This window comes from Blautia sp. HCP3S3_G3 (assembly GCF_052063365.1).
Lineage (GTDB): Bacteria > Bacillota > Clostridia > Lachnospirales > Lachnospiraceae > Blautia_A.
In genome coordinates this window covers 1-21,836 of record NZ_JBQHXR010000007.1, presented here as the reverse complement: position 1 = coordinate 21,836, position 21,836 = coordinate 1, and the positions used below count along the sequence as shown (strand labels likewise).

Sequence of the window (21,836 nt, the reverse complement as noted above, 5' to 3'; positions counted from 1 at the left end):
AAAGAATTCAGCACTTGTAAAAGGAAAGGGGAAAGCAAAATGAACATTACTGATGTACGCGTGAGAAAAGTTGCAAAAGAAGGAAAGATGAAAGCGGTTGTTTCTGTCACGATCGATGATGAGTTTGTAGTACATGACATCAAAGTGATCGAAGGAGAGAAGGGACTTTTTATTGCAATGCCAAGCCGCAAGGCCACAGATGGTGAATATCGTGATATTGCTCATCCGATCAATTCTGTCACCAGAGACCGGATTCAGAAGATTATCCTTGAGAAATATGAGGAAGTAATGGCTGAAGAACCGGAAGAACTCGCGGAATGAGACAGGTCAAGACGTTTTCTGGTCTGATTTTGAGATAATTGAATAAGAGAAGAAGGGCGGTGCTTTGTGGAAAGGCACCGCTTTTTTCTGTAAGCTTCACATTTTCCTGTAATATGAAAAAGCCCTCCGGATGGGATCACAATTGTAAAATTGGTTAAGATTTTCAAAAATGTGAAGAAAATGTGAAAATATTACACGAATGTTACAAAAAATAAGCAGTAACATTGATTTTCTTAAAAAACGTGTTATAATTAACCTGCGGAAAAGATAACAGACCTGCATCATGCTGGCTGTTAAAACTTTAAAGTAGATTTCTGGAGGTTATTTATGAAAAATAAACGAGTTTTTGCATTACTGCTTGCCGGCTTTCTGACAGTTTCTATGGGAAACAGTGTATGGGCTGATACAGAGGACGAGATCGCTTACGCGATGGAACAGAAAGAGGCAGCTCAGAGCGGGCTTGCGCAGACCGAAGCGACAATCATCAGCCTCGAGAGCAAGAAGCAGGAGTTGGAAAACTATTTGGCAGAGTTGAATGCACAATATGAAGAACTGAGCAGCAGTCTTGCAGTACTGGAGAAAGAAGCGGCTGACAAGGAAGAGGAACTGATCCGGATTAAGGAAGAATTGAAAGAAGCAAAAATTGCTGCCAGCGAACAGTATGAAGCAATGAAGATTCGTATCGTGTATATGTACGAACACGGCGGAAGCTCCATGCTGGGGGCTATGCTTTCTTCAGACAGTATTGCAGATTTTCTGAATCAGGCGGAGAATGTTTCACAGATTTCTCAGTATGACAGAGATATGCTCAAAAAATATGAAGAGACCAGAGAAAGTATTAAAGAACAGGAGCAGCAGATAGAAGAGGAAAATGAAGCAATTCTTCAGCTTCAGAATGAAAAAGCCGGCAAGCAGCAGGAAGTGGAGACTATGGCGGCGAATACCAGCGCAACTATTTCTTCATACATCAGCCAGATCAGTGCCACAGAAGAAGAGGCAAACGCGTTGATGGCACAAATCAGCAGTGCGGACAGTAACATTGCTGCTCTGCTCGAACAGGCGGAAGAAGAAGCAGCAGCACAGGCAGCGGAAGAGGCTTCAGATTCCTATGACTATGATGCAGAGATGGATGTGTCAGAGTCTTCTGACAGTTCTGTAAATGATACGGGTTCTGCGGGAGATGACGGAAGTGATCTGTATGAGGAATCAGATGATACTTATGAAGAAGAAACAGGAAATACGGAGGACTCTTCCTATACAGAAGAAAGTTCTTCAAATTCCGGGTCCGGTACTTATCTGGGAAACTTCCGACTGACAGGTTACTGTAACTGCGCACAGTGCTGCGGAACTGCGGGAAATGCCACAGCAAGCGGGGCAATGCCGGTTGCAGGACATACAGTTGCCATGGCGGGTGTACCGTTTGGAACACAGCTTCTGATTAATGGAACGGTATATACAGTAGAAGATCTGGGAACACCTTATGGGCATGTGGATATTTATTTTAACAGTCATGAGGAAGCTCTGAGCTTTGGGTCTCAGTATGCGGATGTGTATCAGGTGAACTGAGGCAGAATGACGGAAGAAAGTACAGAATAAAGCAAAGTATAGAAAGAACGTACAATATATACAGAAAAAGCTCCTCTGGAGCTTTTTCTGTATATATTTGACTTAAATTTCAAACACGCTCTGTTTCAGAATGGATGATATATTTTATAAATAAGGCGTTCCGGGGATTTCCGGATAGGTGCCCATGGCAATGAGAAGCTCCAGGCCAATCTGCCTGGCTTCCAGAACCGCCTCTTTGACAGCACTGGCATCTCCGGAAAGTGCGAGAATGACTTCGTTGGAATGGCTTGTTCCGATGCTTGGTGTCATATAACGGACAATTTTTACAGCGGAAGCTTTCATTGCAGTATCAGCCATGACAAGACCGATGGCTGCAGGAGAACCTGCCATAAAGCCGAATGCTTCACCTGCAGGTGCACCGAAAGCTTTGGAAAGAGCCGGGCCTGCATTGGCGGAGAATGCGAATTCCAGATGTCCGGACTGACTGATATATAATTCGCCTGCATATTTGTTGGTTAATTCCAGAGCGCGCTCAATGGCATGACGGACATCAGACACATCGGCCCCTCCGATTACGATATAATTGCCGTGCCCGCCCCATCCTTTGGTATCACGGGGCAGATCGATAGAAAGGACTTCTGTATTGGTTGCTTTGACCGCATCGTCGATGGCAGTAATCTGACCGGCGGCTCCTGTACGGGAACTGAGCAGTCCGAGCGCATGATAGTTGGTGCCGATTTTCATTTCCCGGAGAAGGGTATCGTCAATACCGGAAATGACAAGACCGATGGTATCAAGAACTGCGGTACCCACGAATTCTGTTCTTTTGCAATGCGTGCTGATATTGTGTACGTCCATAGAGAGTCTCCTTTTGCATGGATTGATGCGCCTGTTCCGGGCGGAAAGGCGGTTTTCCAATACGCTCCGGAACATTTTCATTATCTTTACTATAGCATGATTTACAGTTGAGAGACAAGATAGTTATGAGAAAAACATCAGAAGAGCATAAGCTGGTTATGAAAAATATCGTCAGAGTTGAGAATGGGGAAAATTAAAAGGAAAAAAATGAAATGACCTCTTGGCTGTGGAAAAAGGATGTATTATAATGTATTATAATAAAACTGGCAAAGACATTTTTGCCGGAGGTCATCTTTGAAATACAGGAGATTCAGACAGCCGGTATAAAATAAATAAGGGGTTAACGACGATGAGAGGAGATTACAGATGAAAACAGATTTGGAAAAGTCAAAAGACAATGTAAGGGAAAGATCAGGCGGCTTTTTAAGCGATTCCAGTGCCGAAGAAGTGATAACACCAAGAAAAAGAGAAAGTGATACCCAGAGAAAAAGGACTGAGAGGAATCGGACTGTTGCTGCCAGAAATAAACAGGACAGAGACCGGAAGATTCTGATTATCGGAGCAGTGTCGATTCTTCTGGTGGTGATTCTTATTTTTTCTGCCGGTAAGAGCTGGCAGCGCAGAGTGGATAAGAAAGAGATTACCAGACTGAACCAGTCTAACGCAGATCTTCAGACACAGATTCAGGATCTGCAGAAAAGCAATTCAGATCTTCAGGCTACTATTTCTTCTTTGAAGACACAGCAGACAACCACAACGACTTCATCAGCAGATTCTTCAGCAAATGGAACCACACATGTGCTGCAGACCGGTTATAATTTCCGTGCAGAAGCGAATACAGATTCCGATATTGTAATGGAACTGGAAGAAGGAACCAGCGTAACAATCATCAAAGTACTGAGCGATGGATGGGTTCAGGCTGAATACGAAGGAGAGACAGGATATCTGAAGTGCGGTGATGAGTTGAGCAGTAAGAGCAGTTCAGGTACAGCATCAGGCAGTACTTCTTCTGAAGAAGATACTTCTGAGGAGGATGAAGAAGCCTAAAGGAACAACCACTCACAAAGGATTGAACGTATAAAACAGAAGAATATATCATACAGATTCTGTAATAGCATCGAGGGATTTTTCGAATATTTTCATGACTGTGGAAGAAATATTTGAGAATATAGCAAATGCAGAACAGAATCAGGAATAGACCCAGCCGTCACGATGAATAGTTGTGGCGGTTGGGTCTATTGTGGTTTAACAGTAATTATTTGATTTCATCAAAAAGTCGTGCCAACGAAGTATGAACGGATTTTAAAGATTTGTTTCCATGCTTTTTGAAACACAGGTATTTGCAGAGGTTTTTTAATAAAAAAGAAGATACCTTATGGTATCTTCTTTTTAGTCGAAGCGACAGGATTCGAACCTGCGGCCTCTGCGTCCCGAACGCAGCGCTCTACCAAACTGAGCCACGCTTCGTCAACTGCAAGAGCTATTATATAAAAGAGTGACGAGTTTGTCAATACAAAAATTGAAAAAAATTCATTTTTTTTTATTTTGGTCATATATATTAGAGAAATTGAATTTTCTGGAGGAAACTGCGTGGCTGGATACCGCCGCTTTATTGCGTATGTATATGAATATCGCAAAGGGAAAAAGGGGAATAACTGTGGATTTATCAAGGTGGAAGTGAGAGATGGACAGTGCAGGCTGGAAGTTCATCTGCAGTGTCCCGGACTTTCGGCACAGATGGAATGCAGGATTTACGGGTTTGTCAGAAATGGCGGACTGATAGATGGGAATTTGCTGAATGTCTGCAGGACGAATGATGGAATTGTAGAGTGTCTGATTGAAACAGATGCATTGAATATGAGTGATACGGGCGTAGGAATCGGCAAAATGGGAGGATTGATTCTGAAAACAGAAAGCGGAGCATTTTTTGGAACAGAGTGGGATGATATTCCCATCAGACCGGAGAATTTCCGTGAAATAAAAGCGAACCGTTTATCGGACGCGGAACGTTCCGAAGACCGGATGGAAAAAAACAGACAGGAAATAAAATCGTATGACTCTGACGAAGAAACAGGAAATCTGAAAAAAATAATGACGGGTGATACAGAGCAAAAGATGAGGTTGGAAGTGGGAATAAAACCGACAACAGAAAACCTTACGGAATCAGAAAAAAACGTGTCAGCAGAAAACCAATCGGAAACAGAAAGCAGGATAAAATCATTGGCAGCAGAAAACCTATCGGAACCAAAAACCAGAATGCAAACAGTAAGAACACTGGAAGCAGAAAATTGGATAGAGCCAGAGAAAATGGTAACAGCAGAAAACCGGGTGGAGCCAGAAAGCAATGGAGAGTTTCAGAACCGGTCGGCAGAAGAGACACATACGGAACCAGAAAACCAGATGACACCAGATAAGACAGTGCATGCGAAAAATACAGAGAAAATGCAGACAAAAGCCGATAAGACAGGAGAAAAACGTGAAGAAGATCATGCAAAAGAACAACAGGAAGAATGGCGAAAAGAGCAACAAAAAGAGCAACAAAAATCGGAATGTCCCTTTGGGGACGGAGAACTGGCAGAATGCCGGAGAATCCAGCTGAAGGACCTGGTGCATCTGAACCGCCGGGATGCGGCTTTGCGGAATAACCGGTTCCTTCAGTATGGATACTATAATTTCGGACATCTTCTGATTGGAAAAAGACAGGATGGGCGTTACATCCTTGGAGTTCCCGGCGGTTACGATCAGCAGGAACGCTTCATGGCCGGAATGTTTGGTTTCCCTTATTTCAGGGAAAGCCGTCATATTCAGCTGCCAAAGGGAAGAGGCGGATACTGGTATCGCTTAATCAATACCCCGGATTTCCACTAAGTGGATGGTCTCCAGAAGAATATTGCGGAAATTTTGCAGTTCTTTCAGAGAATAACTGCTGAATCCAGGCTGCAGGACTTCTTCGGAGTCTTTGTAAGCCTGGAGATAGTAAGCTTTGGCGCCTTTGATCCACTGACCGATCTTTCTGAAATCTTTTTCTGTATGCAATTCTCTGACGACAGTTGTGCGAAATTCATAATCCACATGCCCTTCCATCAGAAAATCTACACTTTCCCGGATGGAATCCAGATCCGGATAAAGAAGGCCGGAAACATTTCCGTAATTTTCCGGACAGGCTTTGATATCCATAGCTATTTTGTCCAGAAGATTTTTTCTGACAAGATCTTTCAGAATATATGGACGGGAACCGTTGGTATCCAGCTTGACTGCATATCCGAGAGAACGGATTTTCCGGATAAACTCCTCCAGATTATCATTCAGAGAGGGTTCCCCGCCTGTGATGCAGACACCTTCCAGAATCCCCCGGCGTTTTTCCAAAAAAGAAAAGATTTCATCCTGTGAAAGTTCTGGTTCCCGGTCTGCGTGGAGTACAAGAGAACTGTTCTGGCAGAACGGACAGCGGAAATTGCAGCCGCCCAGAAAAATGGTTGCCGCAACTTTGCCGGGATAATCCAGTAAAGTCGTTTTGTTTAACCCGCATATTTTCATGTGCAATCACCTCGTTATGGTTTACTTCAGATTGCTGATAAGCAGTACTGAGAAGGTTACGGTTCATTCCGTTTACAGTAACCTGAGAATGAACAGCAACATTATTTTAGTTCTGATTCATTGATTTTGCAAGTTGGATTCTATATAATGGTCTAGTATAATCCACAATAAATAACCATATGTTTCGCTGGTCTGCTTTCCCGATAGCACAGTTGTAAAAGCCTCAGCGTAGCCCGCTACGCCTGCGTTTTTACAACTGCACTCTCGAAAAAGAATCCTCACCGAAACAGTAAGGTATTTATTGTGGCTTATACTGGATATCTGCAGTAACCATTATCAAAGTTTCCGTAATCGACTTTATAATGGTATGATGTCTGCGTTGGAAGCCATTTTTGTTTAGATGAAAAAGGAGATACTTTGTGACTGATCAGGAACGTTTTATGAAAGAAGCAATCCGTCAGGCAAGAAAGGCGCTTGCCCTCAAAGAGGTGCCGATCGGCTGCGTGATTGTATGTGACGGAAAAATTATTGCCAGAGGTTATAACAGGAGAAATACCGACAAAAATACATTGTCTCATGCGGAATTGAATGCCATCCGCAAAGCCAGCAAAAAACTCGGCGACTGGCGGCTGGAAGGGTGCACGATGTATGTGACGCTGGAGCCCTGCCAGATGTGTGCCGGGGCACTGGTGCAGTCCAGAATTGATGAAGTAGTCATTGGCAGCATGAATCCCAAGGCAGGATGTGCCGGATCTGTGTTGAATCTTCTGGAGATGGAAGGATTTAATCATCAGGTAAAAGTGACCAGAGGAGTACTGGAAGAGGAGTGTTCTTCCATGCTGTCGAACTTTTTTAAGGAACTGCGTGAAACAAAGAAACGCGAAAAAGAAGCCAGAAAGGCTGCGGAAGATGTGGAGAATATAAAATAAAAAAGGATACTGCCATCTGACAGTATCCGGAAAAATCTTTTTACGCGCGCCGCACTTCGAGATGCACTCACAGACGTTACCTCTACAGTTAACTCGGCCCAGGCACCCTCACGTCACACAAGAGCTTCTGCTTAGTGCTGCTGCATTCCTGCCCTGACACGGTTCACAGATTCCTGTTGCGTAAGACCCAGACGTCAACGCCACTTATAAAGGGCAGCTCCACAAGGAACACCCCTCGGATTGGCATCACCCCTGCTGTAGCGGATTGCAGGTACAGGGCACCGCTATCTCCCCGGCTGCGCGGAGTTAATTATATAGGCTTTCGGAAATTTTGTCAAGTCTACAGTAGAAATAAGCAAAGTCCTGTGCTAAAATAATGGCGCGTATAAAGAAAAATCAAAGTTGAGGGAAGAAAGAGTGTTTCATCTGAAAAAAGAAACAAGAAGCAAGCAGAATAATAAAGAAAACAACATAAGCAGTGTAAGCAGTAATCCGGGCCGGAAAACATATCTTTTTACCAACCAGGATCTGAAGCGCCTGATCATTCCATTGATTGTGGAACAGATTCTGGCAGTGACCGTTGGAATGGTAGATACCATGATGGTATCCAGCGTAGGGGAGGCGGCTACATCCGGTGTTTCCCTGGTGGATATGATCAATACACTTCTGATCAATCTTTTTGCGGCAGTCTCTACAGGCGGTGCGGTGATCTCTTCGCAGTTTCTCGGACAGAAAAACCGTGAAAAAGCATGCGAAGCAGCCAATCAGCTGTTGGTGGTGACCGGGCTGATCGCCGTCGGCGTGATGACGCTGGCGATTATGTTCCGCCGTGGACTTCTTGGTCTTCTTTATGGCTCAATCGAAGCGGATGTTATGAAAAACGCGCTGATCTATCTGGTGATTTCAGCAGTATCTTACCCATTCCTTGCCGTATATAATTCCTGTGCGGCTTTGTTTCGCTCCATGGGAAATTCCAGAATATCCATGCAGGCATCGATCATTATGAATGTGCTGAATGTAGTGGGAGATGCAGTCTGTATTTTTGGTCTGCATATGGGTGTGGCAGGAGCTGCCGCTGCATCTCTGATTTCCAGAATGACCGCCTGTGTGATTCTGACATGCAGGCTTCGGGATAAAAAACTGGAAATCCATATTATGCCGGAGCATTTTGGATGGAATCTCCCTCTGGTCAAAAAAATACTGCATATCGGGATTCCAAGCGGAATCGAAAACAGCGTTTTTCAGCTTGGACGTGTTCTTGTGGTAGGAATGATCGCTCTGTTTGGAACAACACAGATTGCTGCCAATGCAGTGGCCAATAATCTGGACAGTCTCGGAGTGCTTCCGGGACAGGCCATGAGCCTTGCAATCATCACAGTGATCGGACAATGTGTCGGTGCCGGAGACTTTAAACAGGCAGAATACTATACGAAAAAGATGATGAAACTGACCTATCTGATCAACGGACTTTGCTGTACTTTGGTGATCGTGACCATGCCGCTGACCCTGAAACTTTACGGACTTTCTGCGGAAACGCTGAAACTGGCGGCAATTCTGGTAATGATTCATGATGGATGTGCGATTCTGCTGTGGCCGTCTTCGTTTACTCTGACCAATGTTCTGAGAGCGGCAAATGATGTGAAATTTCCAATGGTCGCTTCCATTGCCTCCATGGTGATTATGCGCCTTGGAGGCGGATATATTCTGGCTGTAGTGCTGGGATATGGAGCCATCGGAATCTGGTGTGCGATGGTCATGGACTGGATCGTGCGTGTGCTCTGTTTTGTGAGCAGATACCGGAGCGGAAAATGGAAAACATTTTATTCAGTATAAATTCATTTCCTATTGCGGTAAGAGGACAAAATATTATATAATAAACCATAATCGTTTTATCAATACTCAAAGAAACGGGGTGTACACTATGACTAAAAGAATAGGTTTATTAACAAGCGGCGGTGACTGCCAGGCTCTGAATGCTACCATGCGAGGCGTTGTAAAGGGACTTTCCAATGCAATCGATGATCTGGAAGTTTACGGATTTGATGATGGTTATAAGGGGCTGATCTATGGCAAATACCGTATGCTGACATCTAAAGATTTTTCCGGTATTCTGACCCAGGGCGGAACGATTCTCGGAACTTCCAGACAGCCGTTCAAGATGATGCGCGTTCCGGATGAGAAGGGACTGGATAAGGTAGAGGCGATGAAACAGACATATTATAAGCTCTGCCTGGACTGCCTGGTCATTCTGGGAGGTAATGGTACACAGAAGACAGCTAATCTCCTGAGAGAAGAAGGACTGAATATCATTCATCTTCCGAAGACCATTGACAACGATATTTACGGAACGGATATGACCTTTGGATTCCAGAGTGCGGTCAATATTGCAACCAACGCAATCGACTGCATTCACACCACAGCAGCATCCCACGGACGTGTATTTATTGTAGAAATTATGGGACATAAAGTAGGCTCGCTGACACTTCATGCAGGACTCGCCGGCGGTGCCGATATTATTCTGATTCCTGAGATTCCGTATGACATCAAGAAGGTTGGAGATGCCATCCGCAAACGTAACAAAGCAGGCAAGAGATTTACCATCCTTGCAGTTGCAGAAGGTGCAATTTCCAAAGAAGATGCAGAGCTTCCGAAGAAAAAACTGAAAGAAAAACTGGAAGCAAGAGCCAAGAAATATCCGTCTGTTTCCTACGAGATCGCAGATCAGATTTTCAAAGAAACAGGAAGCGAAGTTCGTGTAACTGTTCCGGGACACACACAGCGCGGCGGTGAGCCATGCGCATATGACCGTGTGCTTTCCACCAGAATCGGTGCGGGTGCAGCAGAAGCCATTCTGGATGAAGAATATGGCGTAATGATCGGTATCGTGAACGGCAAGATCAAACGAGTACCTCTTGCGGAGTGCGCAGGCAAGCTGAAGATGGTATCGCCAAAAGATCAGACAGTCAAAGCAGCCAAACAGATCGGAATCAGTTTCGGAGATTGATTTTTCGGGTAAAATTATATAAAATGCAAAAGTATACCATTTCGCCGCGGGCTTTACCTCCTGCGGCGAATTCGTGAAACAGGAGGAAAGTCTGTCCATGAGCTATACAGCCTTATACAGAAAGTTCCGGCCCGATAACTTTGCAGATGTGAAGGGGCAGGATCATATTGTGACTACTTTGACCAACCAGATTAAGGCGAATCGTATCGGTCATGCATATCTGTTCTGCGGAACCCGCGGTACCGGTAAGACAACCGTGGCAAAAATCCTGGCAAAAGCTGTAAACTGCCAGCATCCGGTGAATGGTAGCCCCTGTAATGAATGCGAGATGTGCAGAGCGATTCAGGCTGGTACTTCCATGAATGTCATTGAGATCGATGCTGCTTCCAATAACGGTGTGGATAATATCCGTGAGATCCGCGAGGAGGTTTCCTACCGCCCTACAGAGGGAAATTACAAGGTCTACATCATCGATGAGGTCCATATGCTTTCTACGGGAGCATTCAATGCTCTGCTGAAAACTCTGGAGGAGCCGCCTTCCTATGTCATTTTTATTCTGGCTACTACGGAGGCGCATAAGATTCCCATTACGATTCTGTCGCGGTGTCAGCGATACGATTTTCACAGAATCTCCATTGATACGATCGCAGCCCGGCTGGATGAACTCCTGAAGGCGGAAGGAGTGGAAGCAGAAGGAAAAGCGGTAAGGTATGTGGCAAAAGCCGGAGACGGTTCCATGCGAGATGCATTGAGCCTTCTTGACCAGTGTATCGCTTTTTATCTGGGAGAAACACTGACGTACGATAAGGTTCTGGATGTTCTTGGTGCTGTGGATACGGAAGTGTTCAGCCAGCTTCTGCGCAGAGTCCTGGAGGGAGATGTGACCGGAGCAATCCGGGTGCTGGAGGAGCTGATCGTGGGCGGACGTGAACTGGGACAGTTTGTATCAGATTTTACCTGGTACATGCGGAACCTTCTTCTGGTCAAAACATCCGACAATCCGGAGGAGGCGATTGATGTATCCTCCGAAAATCTGAAGCTTCTTCAGGAAGAGAGCGATATGGTGGATGTGGAAACACTGATGCGTTATATCCGTATTTTTTCCGATTTGTCCAATCAGATCCGGTTTGCCGCGCAGAAGCGTGTGCTGGTGGAGATTGCGCTGATCAAGCTTTGCCGTCCTGCGATGGAAACCAATCTGGATTCCGTTCTGGACAGAATCCGGGTGCTGGAGCAAAAGATAGAGGAGCGCCCGGTACAGCAGGTGATCGTGCAGCAGTCAGGTACAGATCTGGTTTCAGCGAAAGGGCAGGAGACTGTACAGCAGAAGAAACCGCAGAAAGCAGCGCCGGAAGATCTGCAGAAAATTGTGGCCAACTGGAAAGTGATTGTGAATCAGACAACGGCAGTGTTCAAACAGGCTTTGCTGAAATCCATTCCCAAATATAACGGGGAGACGGGAGAACCGGTTCTTTTTGTGGAGTTTCAGACGCCTCTCGGCCGTAATTATCCAGATGATTCCGAGGCAAAACAGGAACTGCAGCAGATTATCGAGCAGCATCTGGGAAAATCCATAGAACTGCATATGCTGGTAGCTGAAGAGCATCAGCATACGAATCTGACGCAGATTACAGTGGATCAGGCCATCCGTGAAAACATTCATATGGATGTAGTAGTGGAGGAAGATCCAAAAGAACTGGAACAGCAGGACTGAAGCGGCAGACAGGAGACGCCTGAGAAGGTTCCGGACGAGCAGCAGGATGATAAACAAAACAGAAATGTCTGCATGAGCAGATATCAGCATATTTAAAGGAGGATTTATTACATGGCAAAACGTGGAGGATTTCCTGGCATGGGCATGCCGGGCAATATGAATAACTTAATGAAACAGGCGCAGAAAATGCAGCGCCAGATGGAAGAAAATCAGAAAGCACTGGAAGAAAAAGAATTTACTGCAGCTGCAGGCGGCGGAGCAGTAGAAGTGACCATTTCCGGTAAGCGTGAAGTGACTAAGGTGAAGCTTGCAGAAGAAGTGGTGGATCCGGATGATATTGAAATGCTGGAAGATCTGATCGTGGCAGCGACCAATGAGGCCCTGCGCAAAGTTGAAGAAGAAACTGCAGCTGTTATGTCCAAACTGACCGGCGGTCTCGGCGGTCTTGGCGGAGGCTTACCGTTCTGATGGAATACTACAGTACGCATATCAATAAACTGATCGAGCAGCTGTCTCATCTTCCGGGAATCGGTGCCAAGTCTGCCCAGCGCCTTGCTTTTCATATTATGAATATGCCGAAGGATCAGGTGCAGCAGCTGACGGCGGCGATTTCTGATGCGAGAGAAAATGTTCAGTACTGCAGGCAGTGTTATACCCTTACGGACAAAGAAATCTGTCCCATCTGCAGCAATCCCAACCGTGATTCCGGAACCATCATGGTAGTGGAAAATACGAGGGATCTGGCAGCATATGAAAAAACAGGGAAATATGACGGCGTTTATCATGTCCTTCACGGGGCTATTTCCCCTATGTTGGGAATCGGTCCGGACGATATTAAGCTGAAAGAACTGATGCAGCGCCTGCAGAATGATGTAAAAGAAGTCATCATTGCCACCAATTCCAGTCTTGAAGGGGAAACCACGGCAATGTACATCAGTAAACTGATCAAGCCTAGCGGAATTAAGGTGAGCAGAATCGCCAGCGGTGTTCCGGTGGGAGGAGACCTGGAATATATTGATGAGGTGACACTGCTTCGTGCATTAGAGGGCAGGGTGGAACTGACGTGACGAAAAAAAAGGCAACTTCTTCGGACGTGGCGAAACGTGCCGGTGTTTCTCAGGCAACGGTATCCATGGTCCTGAATCATAAATACAATGTGTCTTTTTCCAGAGAAACTGTGCAGAAGGTGGAACAGGCCGCGCTTGAGTTAGGTTATGAACTGCCCAGGCACAGGGCAAGAAAAGAAAATAAAAAAGAAAAGCTCATCGTAGTTTTCTGCCCGACCATTACCAGTCCCTATTATGTGCTGCTTCTGCAGGGGATTGAATCGGTGGCCAATGAAGAAGGCTACGGTGTTTTTATCTGTAATACGCAGCGTGATGCGCATTTGGAGGAAAAATATCTGAGAATGATGAAAACAGTCCGCCCGCAGGGAATCATTTATGCCTGCAATCCCAATCCGGATTTTCAGAAACAGGTGGAGGAGATGGCGGAAGAAATTCCTCTTGTAATCATCAGCAACAAAGAAAAAACCACGACAGTAGACGCAATTAATCAGGACAATACGCAGGTAGGCAGGCTGATGGCGCGTCATCTGCTGGATCTTGGACACCGGGATGTGGCATTTATCACCCCGCCTCTGACCAGAAGGCAGTGGCAGAGGTCCCGCCGCGTGGATGGTTTTGTAAAAGAATTTGAAAAAGAAGGGCTGAAAGATCATGTGATCATAAAAGCGGCGGATGAAGCGGTAGACCGCCGAAGCCCGCGTACAGATTCCGAATATTCCATGGGGTATCAGCTTACCATGGAACTGCTGAAAGAAGGCAGGAAATTTACTGCTGTTGCCGGACAGAATGATATGATGGCTTATGGGGCGGTCGATGCACTTCAGGCTTCCAGACTTCATGTTCCGAAGGATGTTTCGGTGATCGGCTGTGACAATATTTTTTATTCCAGCATCCGCAGGATTTCCCTGACTACCATTGATCATTACGTTGCGCTGAAGGGCAGAGATGCCTGCGATATTATTATCCGCAAAATCAGCATGAACGACCAGTTTAACGGAGTAAGCCGGCCTACAAGCCTGTATAATATTGAGTATACCCCGAAACTGATCGTACGCAAGACGACCTCATATGCCAAAATTAAATAAATTTCCCGCCGAAAATTATTATTAATAATTTCGCGGGATACCATATAAATGTCAAATAAAAACTGTGAAATAATCATCTTTTACCCTTGTTTTCCATGGAATGGTATTAATAAAAATAGAAAATATTAATTGATTATTTATTAATAAAACAAACCCCTTCTTGACCGGGGCGTAGATTCTGTTATAATGAAATTACCAAAAAACGAGAAAAAACAGGAGGAAAAAAACATGAAATTTTTTATTGACACAGCTAAAGTAGAGGACATCAGAAAAGCCAACGATATGGGAATCATCTGTGGTGTAACTACCAATCCTTCTCTGATCGCAAAAGAGGGAAGAGATTTCACAGAAGTCATCAAAGAGATCACAAGCATTGTTGACGGACCGATCAGCGGTGAAGTAAAAGCTACGACTACTGATGCAGAAGGAATGATCGCTGAGGGACGTGAGATTGCCAAAATCCATCCGAACATGGTAGTTAAGATCCCGATGACCGGCGAAGGCTTAAAAGCAGTGAAAGTATTATCCAAAGAAGGAATCAAAACAAATGTTACTCTGATCTTTACTGCAAACCAGGCACTTCTGGCTGCAAGAGCAGGCGCAACTTATGTTTCCCCGTTCCTTGGAAGACTGGATGACATTTCTACAGATGGACTTCCGCTGATCCGTCAGATCGCAGAAATGTTTGCTATCGCTGATATCAAAACAGAAATCATCGCAGCAAGTGTCCGTCATCCGGTTCATGTAACCGAATGTGCTCTTGCAGGCGCTGACATTGCTACTGTACCATATAAAGTACTTGAGCAGATGCTGCATCATCCGCTGACAGATGCAGGAATTGTTAAATTCCAGCAGGATTACAAAGCTGTATTCGGCGAATAATAGCAGTAGTATACCGTATCGGTGTGAGGATGACAGAAGATTTTCTGTATCCGTTTTCCCGGTACTGCTCGCAGCATTATGAAACTATGAAGGAGAATAAATGAACATGGAGAAATTAGAGCTTCAGAAAATTGCGAACGAAGTCCGCAAAGGCATCGTAACAGCAGTTCATGCAGCCAAAGCCGGACATCCGGGCGGTTCTTTATCCGCGGCTGATTTATTTACTTACCTTTATTTTGAGGAAATGAACATTGATCCGAAGGATCCGCAGAAACCAGATCGTGACCGTTTTGTATTATCCAAAGGTCATACAGCACCGGGACTTTATTCTGCTCTTGCCAACAGAGGATATTTTCCGGTAGAAGACCTGAAGACACTGCGCCACCTTGGCTCTTATCTGCAGGGACATCCGGATATGAAACACATTCCGGGCGTAGACATGTCCAGCGGTTCTCTCGGACAGGGAATCTCTGCAGCGGTCGGAATGGCACTTTCTGCAAAACTGAGCAATGATTCCTACAGAGTTTATACATTGCTCGGTGACGGTGAGATTGAAGAAGGCCAGGTATGGGAGGCTGCAATGTTTGCAGGCCACAGAAAACTGGACAACCTTGTTGTGATCGTGGATAATAATGGACTTCAGATCGACGGACCGATCGAGGAAGTCTGCTCTCCGTATCCGATCGATAAAAAATTCGAGGCATTTAATTTCCATGTAATCAATGTGGCTGACGGAAATGACATGGATCAGCTGAAAGCTGCTTTTGATGAAGCAAGAGCAACCAAGGGAATGCCGACTGCTATTGTTATGAAGACGGTAAAAGGCAAAGGCGTTTCTTTCATGGAAAACTCTGTGGGCTGGCATGGAAAAGCTCCGAATGACGAACAGTATGCACAGGCAATGGAAGATCTGGAAAAGGCAGGTGAAGCATTATGTCAGAAGTAAAGAAAATCGCTACAAGAGCCAGCTATGGCAATGCCCTGGTAGAACTGGGCAAAAAACATGAGGATGTGATCGTTCTGGATGCTGACCTTGCTGCAGCTACCCAGACAGGTGTTTTTAAGAAAGAATTCCCGGAACGTCATATTGACTGCGGAATTGCAGAGTGCAATATGGTCGGAATCGGCGCAGGACTTGCAACCACAGGCAAAGTACCTTTTGTCAGCACATTTGCCATGTTTGCGGCAGGACGTGCGTTTGAACAGGTACGTAACTCTGTTGGATATCCGAAACTGAACGTGAAGATCGGAGCTACTCATGGCGGAATTTCTGTTGGTGAGGATGGAGCTACCCATCAGTGCTGTGAAGATTTTGCGCTTATGAGAAGCATTCCTGGTATGGTCGTTGCATGCCCGTCTGATGATATTGAAGCAAAAGCGCTGGTAGAAGCCGCTTACGAGCATAAAGGTCCGGTATATATGAGATTCGGACGTCTGGCTGTTCCGGTGATCAATGACAGACCTGACTACAAGTTTGAGCTTGGCAAAGGTATTGTTTTAAGAGAAGGTAAGGATCTTACCATCGTTGCAAACGGTCTTTGTGTAGCTCCTGCACTGGAGGCAGCAGAGAAACTGGCAGCAGACGGAATTGATGCAAAAGTGATCAATATCCATACCATCAAACCTCTGGATGAGGATCTGATCGTGGCAGCAGCCAAAGAAACAGGCAAGGTTGTAACAGTAGAAGAGCATTCCATTATCGGCGGTCTTGGCGGAGCAGTCTGCGAATGTCTGTCTGAAAAAGCTCCGGTACCTGTAAAACGTATCGGTATCAATGATGTATTCGGTGAATCCGGACCTGCAGCAGCTCTTCTTGAGAAATACGGTCTTGATGCAGATGGCATTTACAAACAGATCAAAGCGTTTGCATAAGGCACTCTGAGGGAATCAGGCGTACGATTCCCTCAGTGATCGTTTCTGCCAGAGAAATGACAGTTGACAGCCGTGTGGTCTGAAGGGTGAGCTGTTCCAGCATTCCTCCGATATTGACCACACCTGTAATATGAATATCTCCGACAGGAGGCAGTTCCTTGCGAACACCCGCACCTGGGTAAAGTGAACCATTTCCGATGGTCACATACCCCAGGTGCTTTTTTTGTCCAAGGGAAGCGTCGATTGCAATGATCAGAGCAGTGGGATGGCGGATTTTGATCAGGGCGTATATATGGTTCAGATTCATGGCATGAACCGGATTTGTGAGTGTTCCGTAGACAAAAAATCCCTGTTTTGTGTAACGGGTGAGCTGCTGCCCGATATAGGGACCGAGACAGTCTCCGGTCATGCGGTCACTGCCTATGCAGAGGAATACGAGTTCTGTCCAGCTTTTGGGGTGATTTCGAATACATTTCCTGAGAAGACGGGCAATTTCACGGGAAGAGTTCTGATTTTTGGCATCAACATAAAAGGTCATGATGTTTCCTCATTTTTTATTTTATTGTTACTGTTCACTTCGTTTTCAGTAACACTTTATTTTTCATCATATCCAGAATATCTGTGGATTATGCGTGGTGCAAAATATGTCGTCAAATTCTTGGAAAAGCCTCTTTGGTTCCGTCAAAATCCGCATTCTACCTATGATATTCTGATAGCCGAAGGGGTGATATGACATGATAGAGGTCATTTATAAAGAGGAGAAACAGGAGGCGAAAGGAAATGAGGGGATGTTCGCTGTTCCGAGAAATATACGTCAGATTGGACTTCCGGGTCAGAATTACCGGATTTATGTGGAAGACTATGTGTATACATTCCTGGTGAGGCTGGCCGGGATGGATACGGAAGGAGAAAAAGGAAGGCTTGCGGTGCTTACCGGGGAGTCCAAATGGCAGGCAGGAGTGACATACGTGTTTGTAAAAGGTGCGATCACTGTAGAAAAAACAGAAGCAGCGGCGGAACATATTGATTTTACAGAAAATGCATGGAAAAAGATTCATGATGAGCAGGAATTATATTTTCCCGGACAGGAAATTGTGGGCTGGTTTTTTGCCCAGCCGGAACTGCCGCTGGAGGTTACGGAAGTCTTTAAAAGAGTACATCTGAAGTATTTCGGAGGCTGGGAAAAAGTATTGATGCTAATGGATACAGCGGAACGTGAAGATGCTTTTTTTCATTACGAAAATAACTTTCTGGTAAAACTGCCTGGATATTATCTTTTTTACGAGAAAAACCCCCAGATGCAGAATTATATGGTGGCGAAAAATGAGGAAGTGCATCTGGAAAAAACTGAGGAAGTTCCGGACGAAGCTGTGATTGCTTTTCGTAAAATTATCCATGCGAAGAAAAAAACAAAAAGGTTGGAAAAGAAAAAGGAGGCAGAAGGTTTGGCGGATACCGGGCAGGAGGGAGACATTCCCGTATTTTCTTATGCGGCTACGGCTTGTCTGGCAATTGCACTTCTGGCAGTTGGCGTAAATTTTTACAGGGATTACAGGGACGGATATGGAGTGTATGAAGAAGTGAGTACAACGACTGCTTCGGCAGAGAAAAACGGAATAAATAGTTTGGATGATGAAGAGCAAACGACACAAAGTACAGGAAAGGCAGCAGCCAATCAGGGTGAGAGTACTGGGAATCAAAGTGAAAAGAGTGCGGATGCCGAAAGCCAAAGTATCAAAGACGGAGATACAGCAAATGAATCTGCAAGTGTGGGAAGTAAATCTGCGGATGAAGAGAGTGAATCTTCGAATGCAGAAAATGCAGATGAAACAGATATGACAGGCACCGCCGGAAAAGATACGGTGACCGGGAATGAGCAGAATACAGCCGCAGATAATGGAAATAAACAGGAAACAGATACGGAAGAAAAGAATGCAAATGTACAAAACAGGAGTACTTCGAATACGGAAAATACAACAGAAAATACAACAGAAAATATAAAAGAAAATACAAGTAGAGAAACTGCAAAAACCAGTCTGGAGAATTCGGGTGAAACAGGTTTGAAGCAGAACGATTCACAGCAGCAGAAAACAGCAGAAGATGGAACTTTGGAAGGGGAATCGGCAGCATATCAGGAAGAATCGGATGTTCGAAAGGCAGCAAGAAAGGAAGCGCTTGCCGGACAGGAAACATCTTCAGAGACAGAAAGTACGGATGCGGACAAAACAGCTTCGGGAAGTGAAGTTCATGCAACCTACGTAATAAGGCCCGGGGATACTCTTTATCAGATCAGTATAGAAAAATACGGAAGTATGAATGCCATATCCCGTATTTGTGAATTAAATGGTATATCTCCGGAAGAAATTATTTATCCGGGACAAGTGATTGTCTTACCATAGAAAAGTATGCTATAATGAACCGGTAAGCAGCTGACCGGCAGAAGAAAACTGTAAAATTGCCGGACAGCTGCCGGAAAAATACATAAGGTAAGGTTGGAATATGGCAAATACATTCAAAAAACTGAGAAAGAAGTTCAGGCGCCGTAAAATGATGGCAGAGAAAGCTTTGCTGGAGCGGAAGCAGAATACTGCATCAGGAACGGATCATCATCAGTCGAGGCTTCTGCGCCGCCGGATTGAAGCGTTGAAGCGCATATTGACCATGACTGCGATTGCGGTACTTGCTGTTCTGGCACTTGTTCTTTATTTTCAGAAACACTGTTATTATGATTATAAAATATTAAAAACAAGTGAGCAGGAGGATGTGGTCTCTACACAGTATGTGGAGCTGAATGGAAAGATTCTTCGCTATACTCCGGATGGTGTTTCGCTTGTGAACAGAAGCCTGGAGACTGTATGGAGTGATATTTATAAAATGCAGAATCCGATGGCAGATGTACGCGGTGAACGTGCTGTGATCGCGGACCGGGATGGCACATCGATGCGGATTTATGGAAAAGATGGTCTGGAAGGAAGTGTGACTACTTCTTACAGTATTGTAAAGGCCCGTATTTCCAGTAATGGTCTTGTTGCCGCAATCCTTGACGGGGGCGGTGATACATGGATCAATTTTTATGCATCTGATGGGAGTCTGATTGCAGAAAATCAGACGAAGATTGATGATCCCGGTTTTCCGCTGGATGTTGCAGTTTCGGATGACGGACAGATCATGATGGTTGCTTATCAGTTTGTGGACGGTGGAGATACGACAAGTTATGTGGCTTTTTATAATTTCGGAGACGTAGGGCAGAATGAAGATGACAGAATTGTCAGCGGCTATCACTATGAAGGAGTTGTGATTCCGCAGATTCAGTATCTCAGCAATTCCCGTTCAGTTGCTTTGCGAGACAATGGTTTTACTCTTTACCGCGGCAAGCAGATTCCTAAGGAAACCAAAACAATAGAAGTTGAGAAAGAGATTGTCAGCACATTTTATGATGATGACACGATTGGAATGGTTTTCAAAAATGACGATTCCGAGAATCTTTACAGTATGGAAGTCTACAGTGCAGACGGAAAGCTGAAATTCCGCAGAGAATTTGATGTTCCTTACACAACAATCAGAATGAGCGATGGTTACATTATCATGTATAACAGTTCACAGGTGGCAGTGCTGGAAGATGATGGAACCGAGAAATATAATGGAACCGTAGAAGGAACTCTGAATGATTTCTTTAAGATTGGCTGGAACAGATATTTCATGGTACTGGATACCGGCGTGAACATTATGAAATTCAGCTAGGAGGCATCTATGAATATAACGTGGCTTGGAATTGCGGCGGTCGGAATCGTGCTGCTGTTTGGCTGGATGGGATTTCGCAGAGGTTTTGTGCGGGAAGTAGTGACGATGTTTTTCTGGGCATTGTCTATTGCGCTGGTATGGTTTATCAATCCCTATATGAATGATTTTCTGAAAGAGAATACGCCTTTGTATGAAACGGTGCAGAACAGCAGCCGGGATTATGTAGAAGAGAAAATGGGTGAAAACATTACGGCCGGGAGTCAGGAACAGAGTACACTGATCGATCGTCTTGGACTGCCGTCTTTTCTAACAGAGAATCTGGAGGAGAATAATAATGCTTCGGTATATCAGTACCTTGCAGTGGATACGTTTACGGATTATATTACCGATTCTCTTGCGGTAGCGGTGGTGAACGGCGTATCTTTTTTGCTGTCGCTGATTCTTGCAACGCTTCTGATTCGAATGCTTACTTATGCGTTGAATATTATTGCCAGACTTCCTGTTATTCATGGAATCAACAAAAGTGCCGGAGCAGTGGTCGGGGTGGTAAAGGGACTTCTCGTGATCTGGATCGCACTTTTGATACTTACGATTTTCTGCAATACAGAAATCGGCTGCCGTGGACTGGAGATTGTGGAACAGGATACTGTACTGAAATATTTTTATGAGCAGGATGTCTTTGTGAAGATATTTATGAGTATATTTTATTGATGAAATTCAGTAATGGGTCAGGGTGTGCTGGAAAATTCATTCCCGCCATCGGCACGCCCTGCTTTGCGGGAAATTTGCCTCGCATTCGGTCAACATAGCCCGCTATGCCTCACTCATTTGAGTCAAATTTCCCACAAATTGTGACGCACATCTGTCGGAAAAACTCCGGGCAGGATTCTTGCCTGTAAAAAAATGAAAAACAAATAAAAAAATCCTTGACTAATAGTATACAAGGTGATAGAATGAGATTCGCTTCTTAGGAAGCGGATTTTTTCAATTAAATATAAAATTGAAAAAATAAAAAAGTTGTTGACAAGCAGATTGATACATGATATAGTAAACGAGTTGCTGAAAACAACAAAAGAAATTGCATCGAAAAAACTTTTGAAAAAACTTAAAAAGTTCTTGACAAAGAAAAGAAGATGTGATAAAATATAAAAGCTGTCGCGAGACAGAGACCTTGATAACTAAACAGTGAAACACATACGATTCTCGAAAATTCTTTACATTCAAAAGAACGGTTCGATGAACCAAAAACAGTAAAAACGA

21 protein-coding genes, 1 tRNA gene, 1 other RNA gene and 1 pseudogene are annotated in these 21,836 nt (G+C 44.7%); 18 read left to right on the top strand and 6 right to left on the bottom strand.

What is annotated here, in order from left to right:
- Window positions 1–39 precede the first annotated feature (39 nt).
- Window positions 40–321 (top strand): septation regulator SpoVG, encoded by a 282-nt coding sequence (gene spoVG, locus ACTNEW_RS08475; protein ID WP_441059929.1) that lies wholly within the window; start codon window positions 40–42, stop codon window positions 319–321.
- Window positions 322–648: 327 nt separating this feature from the next.
- Window positions 649–1,887 (top strand): PcsB-like coiled-coil domain-containing protein, encoded by a 1,239-nt coding sequence (locus ACTNEW_RS08470; protein WP_441059927.1) that lies wholly within the window; start codon window positions 649–651, stop codon window positions 1,885–1,887.
- Window positions 1,888–2,031: 144 nt separating this feature from the next.
- On the opposite strand, the gene pduB is transcribed toward ACTNEW_RS08470, so the two are convergent.
- Complete coding sequence (pduB, locus tag ACTNEW_RS08465; RefSeq protein ID WP_441059925.1) at window positions 2,032–2,820, bottom strand: microcompartment protein PduB; 789 nt, start codon at window positions 2,818–2,820, stop codon at window positions 2,032–2,034.
- A 291-nt stretch (window positions 2,821–3,111) separates the two neighbouring features.
- On the opposite strand from pduB, the gene ACTNEW_RS08460 reads away from it, so the two are divergent.
- Window positions 3,112–3,792 carry an SH3 domain-containing protein gene (locus tag ACTNEW_RS08460; RefSeq protein WP_441059923.1) on the top strand — a complete coding sequence of 227 codons (681 nt, stop codon included), beginning with the start codon at window positions 3,112–3,114 and terminating at the stop codon, window positions 3,790–3,792.
- Window positions 3,793–4,138: 346 nt separating this feature from the next.
- On the opposite strand, the gene ACTNEW_RS08455 is transcribed toward ACTNEW_RS08460, so the two are convergent.
- A tRNA-Pro gene (locus ACTNEW_RS08455) sits at window positions 4,139–4,212 on the bottom strand.
- 123 nt (window positions 4,213–4,335) lie between these two features.
- Between ACTNEW_RS08455 and ACTNEW_RS08450 the strand changes: the two genes are divergently transcribed.
- Complete coding sequence (locus ACTNEW_RS08450) at window positions 4,336–5,613, top strand: DUF6128 domain-containing protein (RefSeq protein WP_441059921.1); 1,278 nt, start codon at window positions 4,336–4,338, stop codon at window positions 5,611–5,613.
- Here the strand turns inward: ACTNEW_RS08450 and ACTNEW_RS08445 are convergent.
- Entirely contained in the window at window positions 5,587–6,282 is a 696-nt protein-coding gene (locus ACTNEW_RS08445) for an anaerobic ribonucleoside-triphosphate reductase activating protein (protein ID WP_441059919.1), read from the bottom strand. The two genes, ACTNEW_RS08450 and ACTNEW_RS08445, sit on opposite strands and share 27 nt — an antisense overlap.
- Before the next feature lie 419 nt (window positions 6,283–6,701).
- Between ACTNEW_RS08445 and tadA the strand changes: the two genes are divergently transcribed.
- Window positions 6,702–7,211 carry a tRNA adenosine(34) deaminase TadA gene (tadA, locus tag ACTNEW_RS08440; RefSeq protein WP_441059917.1) on the top strand — a complete coding sequence of 170 codons (510 nt, stop codon included), beginning with the start codon at window positions 6,702–6,704 and terminating at the stop codon, window positions 7,209–7,211.
- A 42-nt stretch (window positions 7,212–7,253) separates the two neighbouring features.
- Here tadA and ffs read toward each other — a convergent pair.
- Window positions 7,254–7,515: signal recognition particle sRNA large type (gene ffs, locus ACTNEW_RS08435), an RNA gene on the bottom strand.
- Between the two features lie 167 nt (window positions 7,516–7,682).
- Here ffs and ACTNEW_RS08430 point away from each other — a divergent pair.
- The 9 genes from ACTNEW_RS08430 (at window position 7,683) to ACTNEW_RS08390 (ending at window position 16,835) form a co-directional block, all read left to right on the top strand.
- Window positions 7,683–9,044, top strand: a complete 1,362-nt coding sequence (locus tag ACTNEW_RS08430; protein WP_441060097.1) for an MATE family efflux transporter — start codon at window positions 7,683–7,685, stop codon at window positions 9,042–9,044.
- An 88-nt stretch (window positions 9,045–9,132) separates the two neighbouring features.
- Window positions 9,133–10,215 (top strand): 6-phosphofructokinase, encoded by a 1,083-nt coding sequence (locus ACTNEW_RS08425; protein WP_441059915.1) that lies wholly within the window; start codon window positions 9,133–9,135, stop codon window positions 10,213–10,215.
- Window positions 10,216–10,312: 97 nt separating this feature from the next.
- Window positions 10,313–11,929 (top strand): DNA polymerase III subunit gamma/tau, encoded by a 1,617-nt coding sequence (gene dnaX / locus ACTNEW_RS08420; protein WP_441059913.1) that lies wholly within the window; start codon window positions 10,313–10,315, stop codon window positions 11,927–11,929.
- Between the two features lie 111 nt (window positions 11,930–12,040).
- Entirely contained in the window at window positions 12,041–12,397 is a 357-nt protein-coding gene (locus ACTNEW_RS08415; protein ID WP_441059911.1) for a YbaB/EbfC family nucleoid-associated protein, read from the top strand.
- Window positions 12,397–12,996, top strand: a complete 600-nt coding sequence (recR, locus tag ACTNEW_RS08410; RefSeq protein ID WP_441059909.1) for a recombination mediator RecR — start codon at window positions 12,397–12,399, stop codon at window positions 12,994–12,996. Before ACTNEW_RS08415 ends, recR begins: the two co-directional genes overlap by 1 nt.
- A complete protein-coding gene (locus tag ACTNEW_RS08405; RefSeq protein WP_441059907.1) occupies window positions 12,993–14,081 on the top strand; it encodes a LacI family DNA-binding transcriptional regulator in 1,089 nt (362 codons plus the stop codon). The genes recR and ACTNEW_RS08405 overlap by 4 nt, the downstream gene beginning before the upstream one ends.
- Before the next feature lie 228 nt (window positions 14,082–14,309).
- Window positions 14,310–14,963 (top strand): fructose-6-phosphate aldolase, encoded by a 654-nt coding sequence (gene fsa / locus ACTNEW_RS08400; RefSeq protein ID WP_441059905.1) that lies wholly within the window; start codon window positions 14,310–14,312, stop codon window positions 14,961–14,963.
- 106 nt (window positions 14,964–15,069) lie between these two features.
- Complete coding sequence (locus ACTNEW_RS08395; RefSeq protein ID WP_441059903.1) at window positions 15,070–15,909, top strand: transketolase; 840 nt, start codon at window positions 15,070–15,072, stop codon at window positions 15,907–15,909.
- On the top strand, window positions 15,897–16,835 hold the full coding sequence (locus ACTNEW_RS08390) for a transketolase family protein (protein WP_441059901.1): 939 nt from the start codon (window positions 15,897–15,899) through the stop codon (window positions 16,833–16,835). Before ACTNEW_RS08395 ends, ACTNEW_RS08390 begins: the two co-directional genes overlap by 13 nt.
- On the opposite strand, the gene yyaC is transcribed toward ACTNEW_RS08390, so the two are convergent.
- A complete protein-coding gene (yyaC, locus tag ACTNEW_RS08385; RefSeq protein WP_441059899.1) occupies window positions 16,819–17,373 on the bottom strand; it encodes a spore protease YyaC in 555 nt (184 codons plus the stop codon). The two genes, ACTNEW_RS08390 and yyaC, sit on opposite strands and share 17 nt — an antisense overlap.
- Window positions 17,374–17,569: 196 nt before the next feature.
- Between yyaC and ACTNEW_RS08380 the strand changes: the two genes are divergently transcribed.
- The 3 genes from ACTNEW_RS08380 to ACTNEW_RS08370 all read left to right on the top strand — a co-directional run bounded on the left by ACTNEW_RS08380 (window position 17,570) and on the right by ACTNEW_RS08370 (window position 21,287).
- Window positions 17,570–19,234 carry a LysM peptidoglycan-binding domain-containing protein gene (locus ACTNEW_RS08380; protein WP_441059897.1) on the top strand — a complete coding sequence of 555 codons (1,665 nt, stop codon included), beginning with the start codon at window positions 17,570–17,572 and terminating at the stop codon, window positions 19,232–19,234.
- Between the two features lie 100 nt (window positions 19,235–19,334).
- Window positions 19,335–20,576, top strand: a complete 1,242-nt coding sequence (locus ACTNEW_RS08375; RefSeq protein ID WP_441059895.1) for a DUF5711 family protein — start codon at window positions 19,335–19,337, stop codon at window positions 20,574–20,576.
- Window positions 20,577–20,585: 9 nt separating this feature from the next.
- Window positions 20,586–21,287: a CvpA family protein gene (locus ACTNEW_RS08370; protein WP_441059893.1), complete on the top strand. Its 702-nt coding sequence runs from the start codon at window positions 20,586–20,588 to the stop codon at window positions 21,285–21,287.
- On the opposite strand, the pseudogene ACTNEW_RS08365 reads toward ACTNEW_RS08370, so the two are convergent.
- Window positions 21,268–21,354 (bottom strand): annotated as a pseudogene (locus tag ACTNEW_RS08365) (hypothetical protein); the annotation flags it as partial. The gene ACTNEW_RS08370 and the pseudogene ACTNEW_RS08365 sit on opposite strands and share 20 nt — an antisense overlap.
- On the opposite strand from ACTNEW_RS08365, the gene ACTNEW_RS08360 reads away from it, so the two are divergent.
- A complete protein-coding gene (locus ACTNEW_RS08360; protein WP_441060095.1) occupies window positions 21,322–21,408 on the top strand; it encodes a DUF6783 domain-containing protein in 87 nt (28 codons plus the stop codon). The pseudogene ACTNEW_RS08365 and the gene ACTNEW_RS08360 sit on opposite strands and share 33 nt — an antisense overlap.
- Window positions 21,409–21,836: the final 428 nt, after the last annotated feature.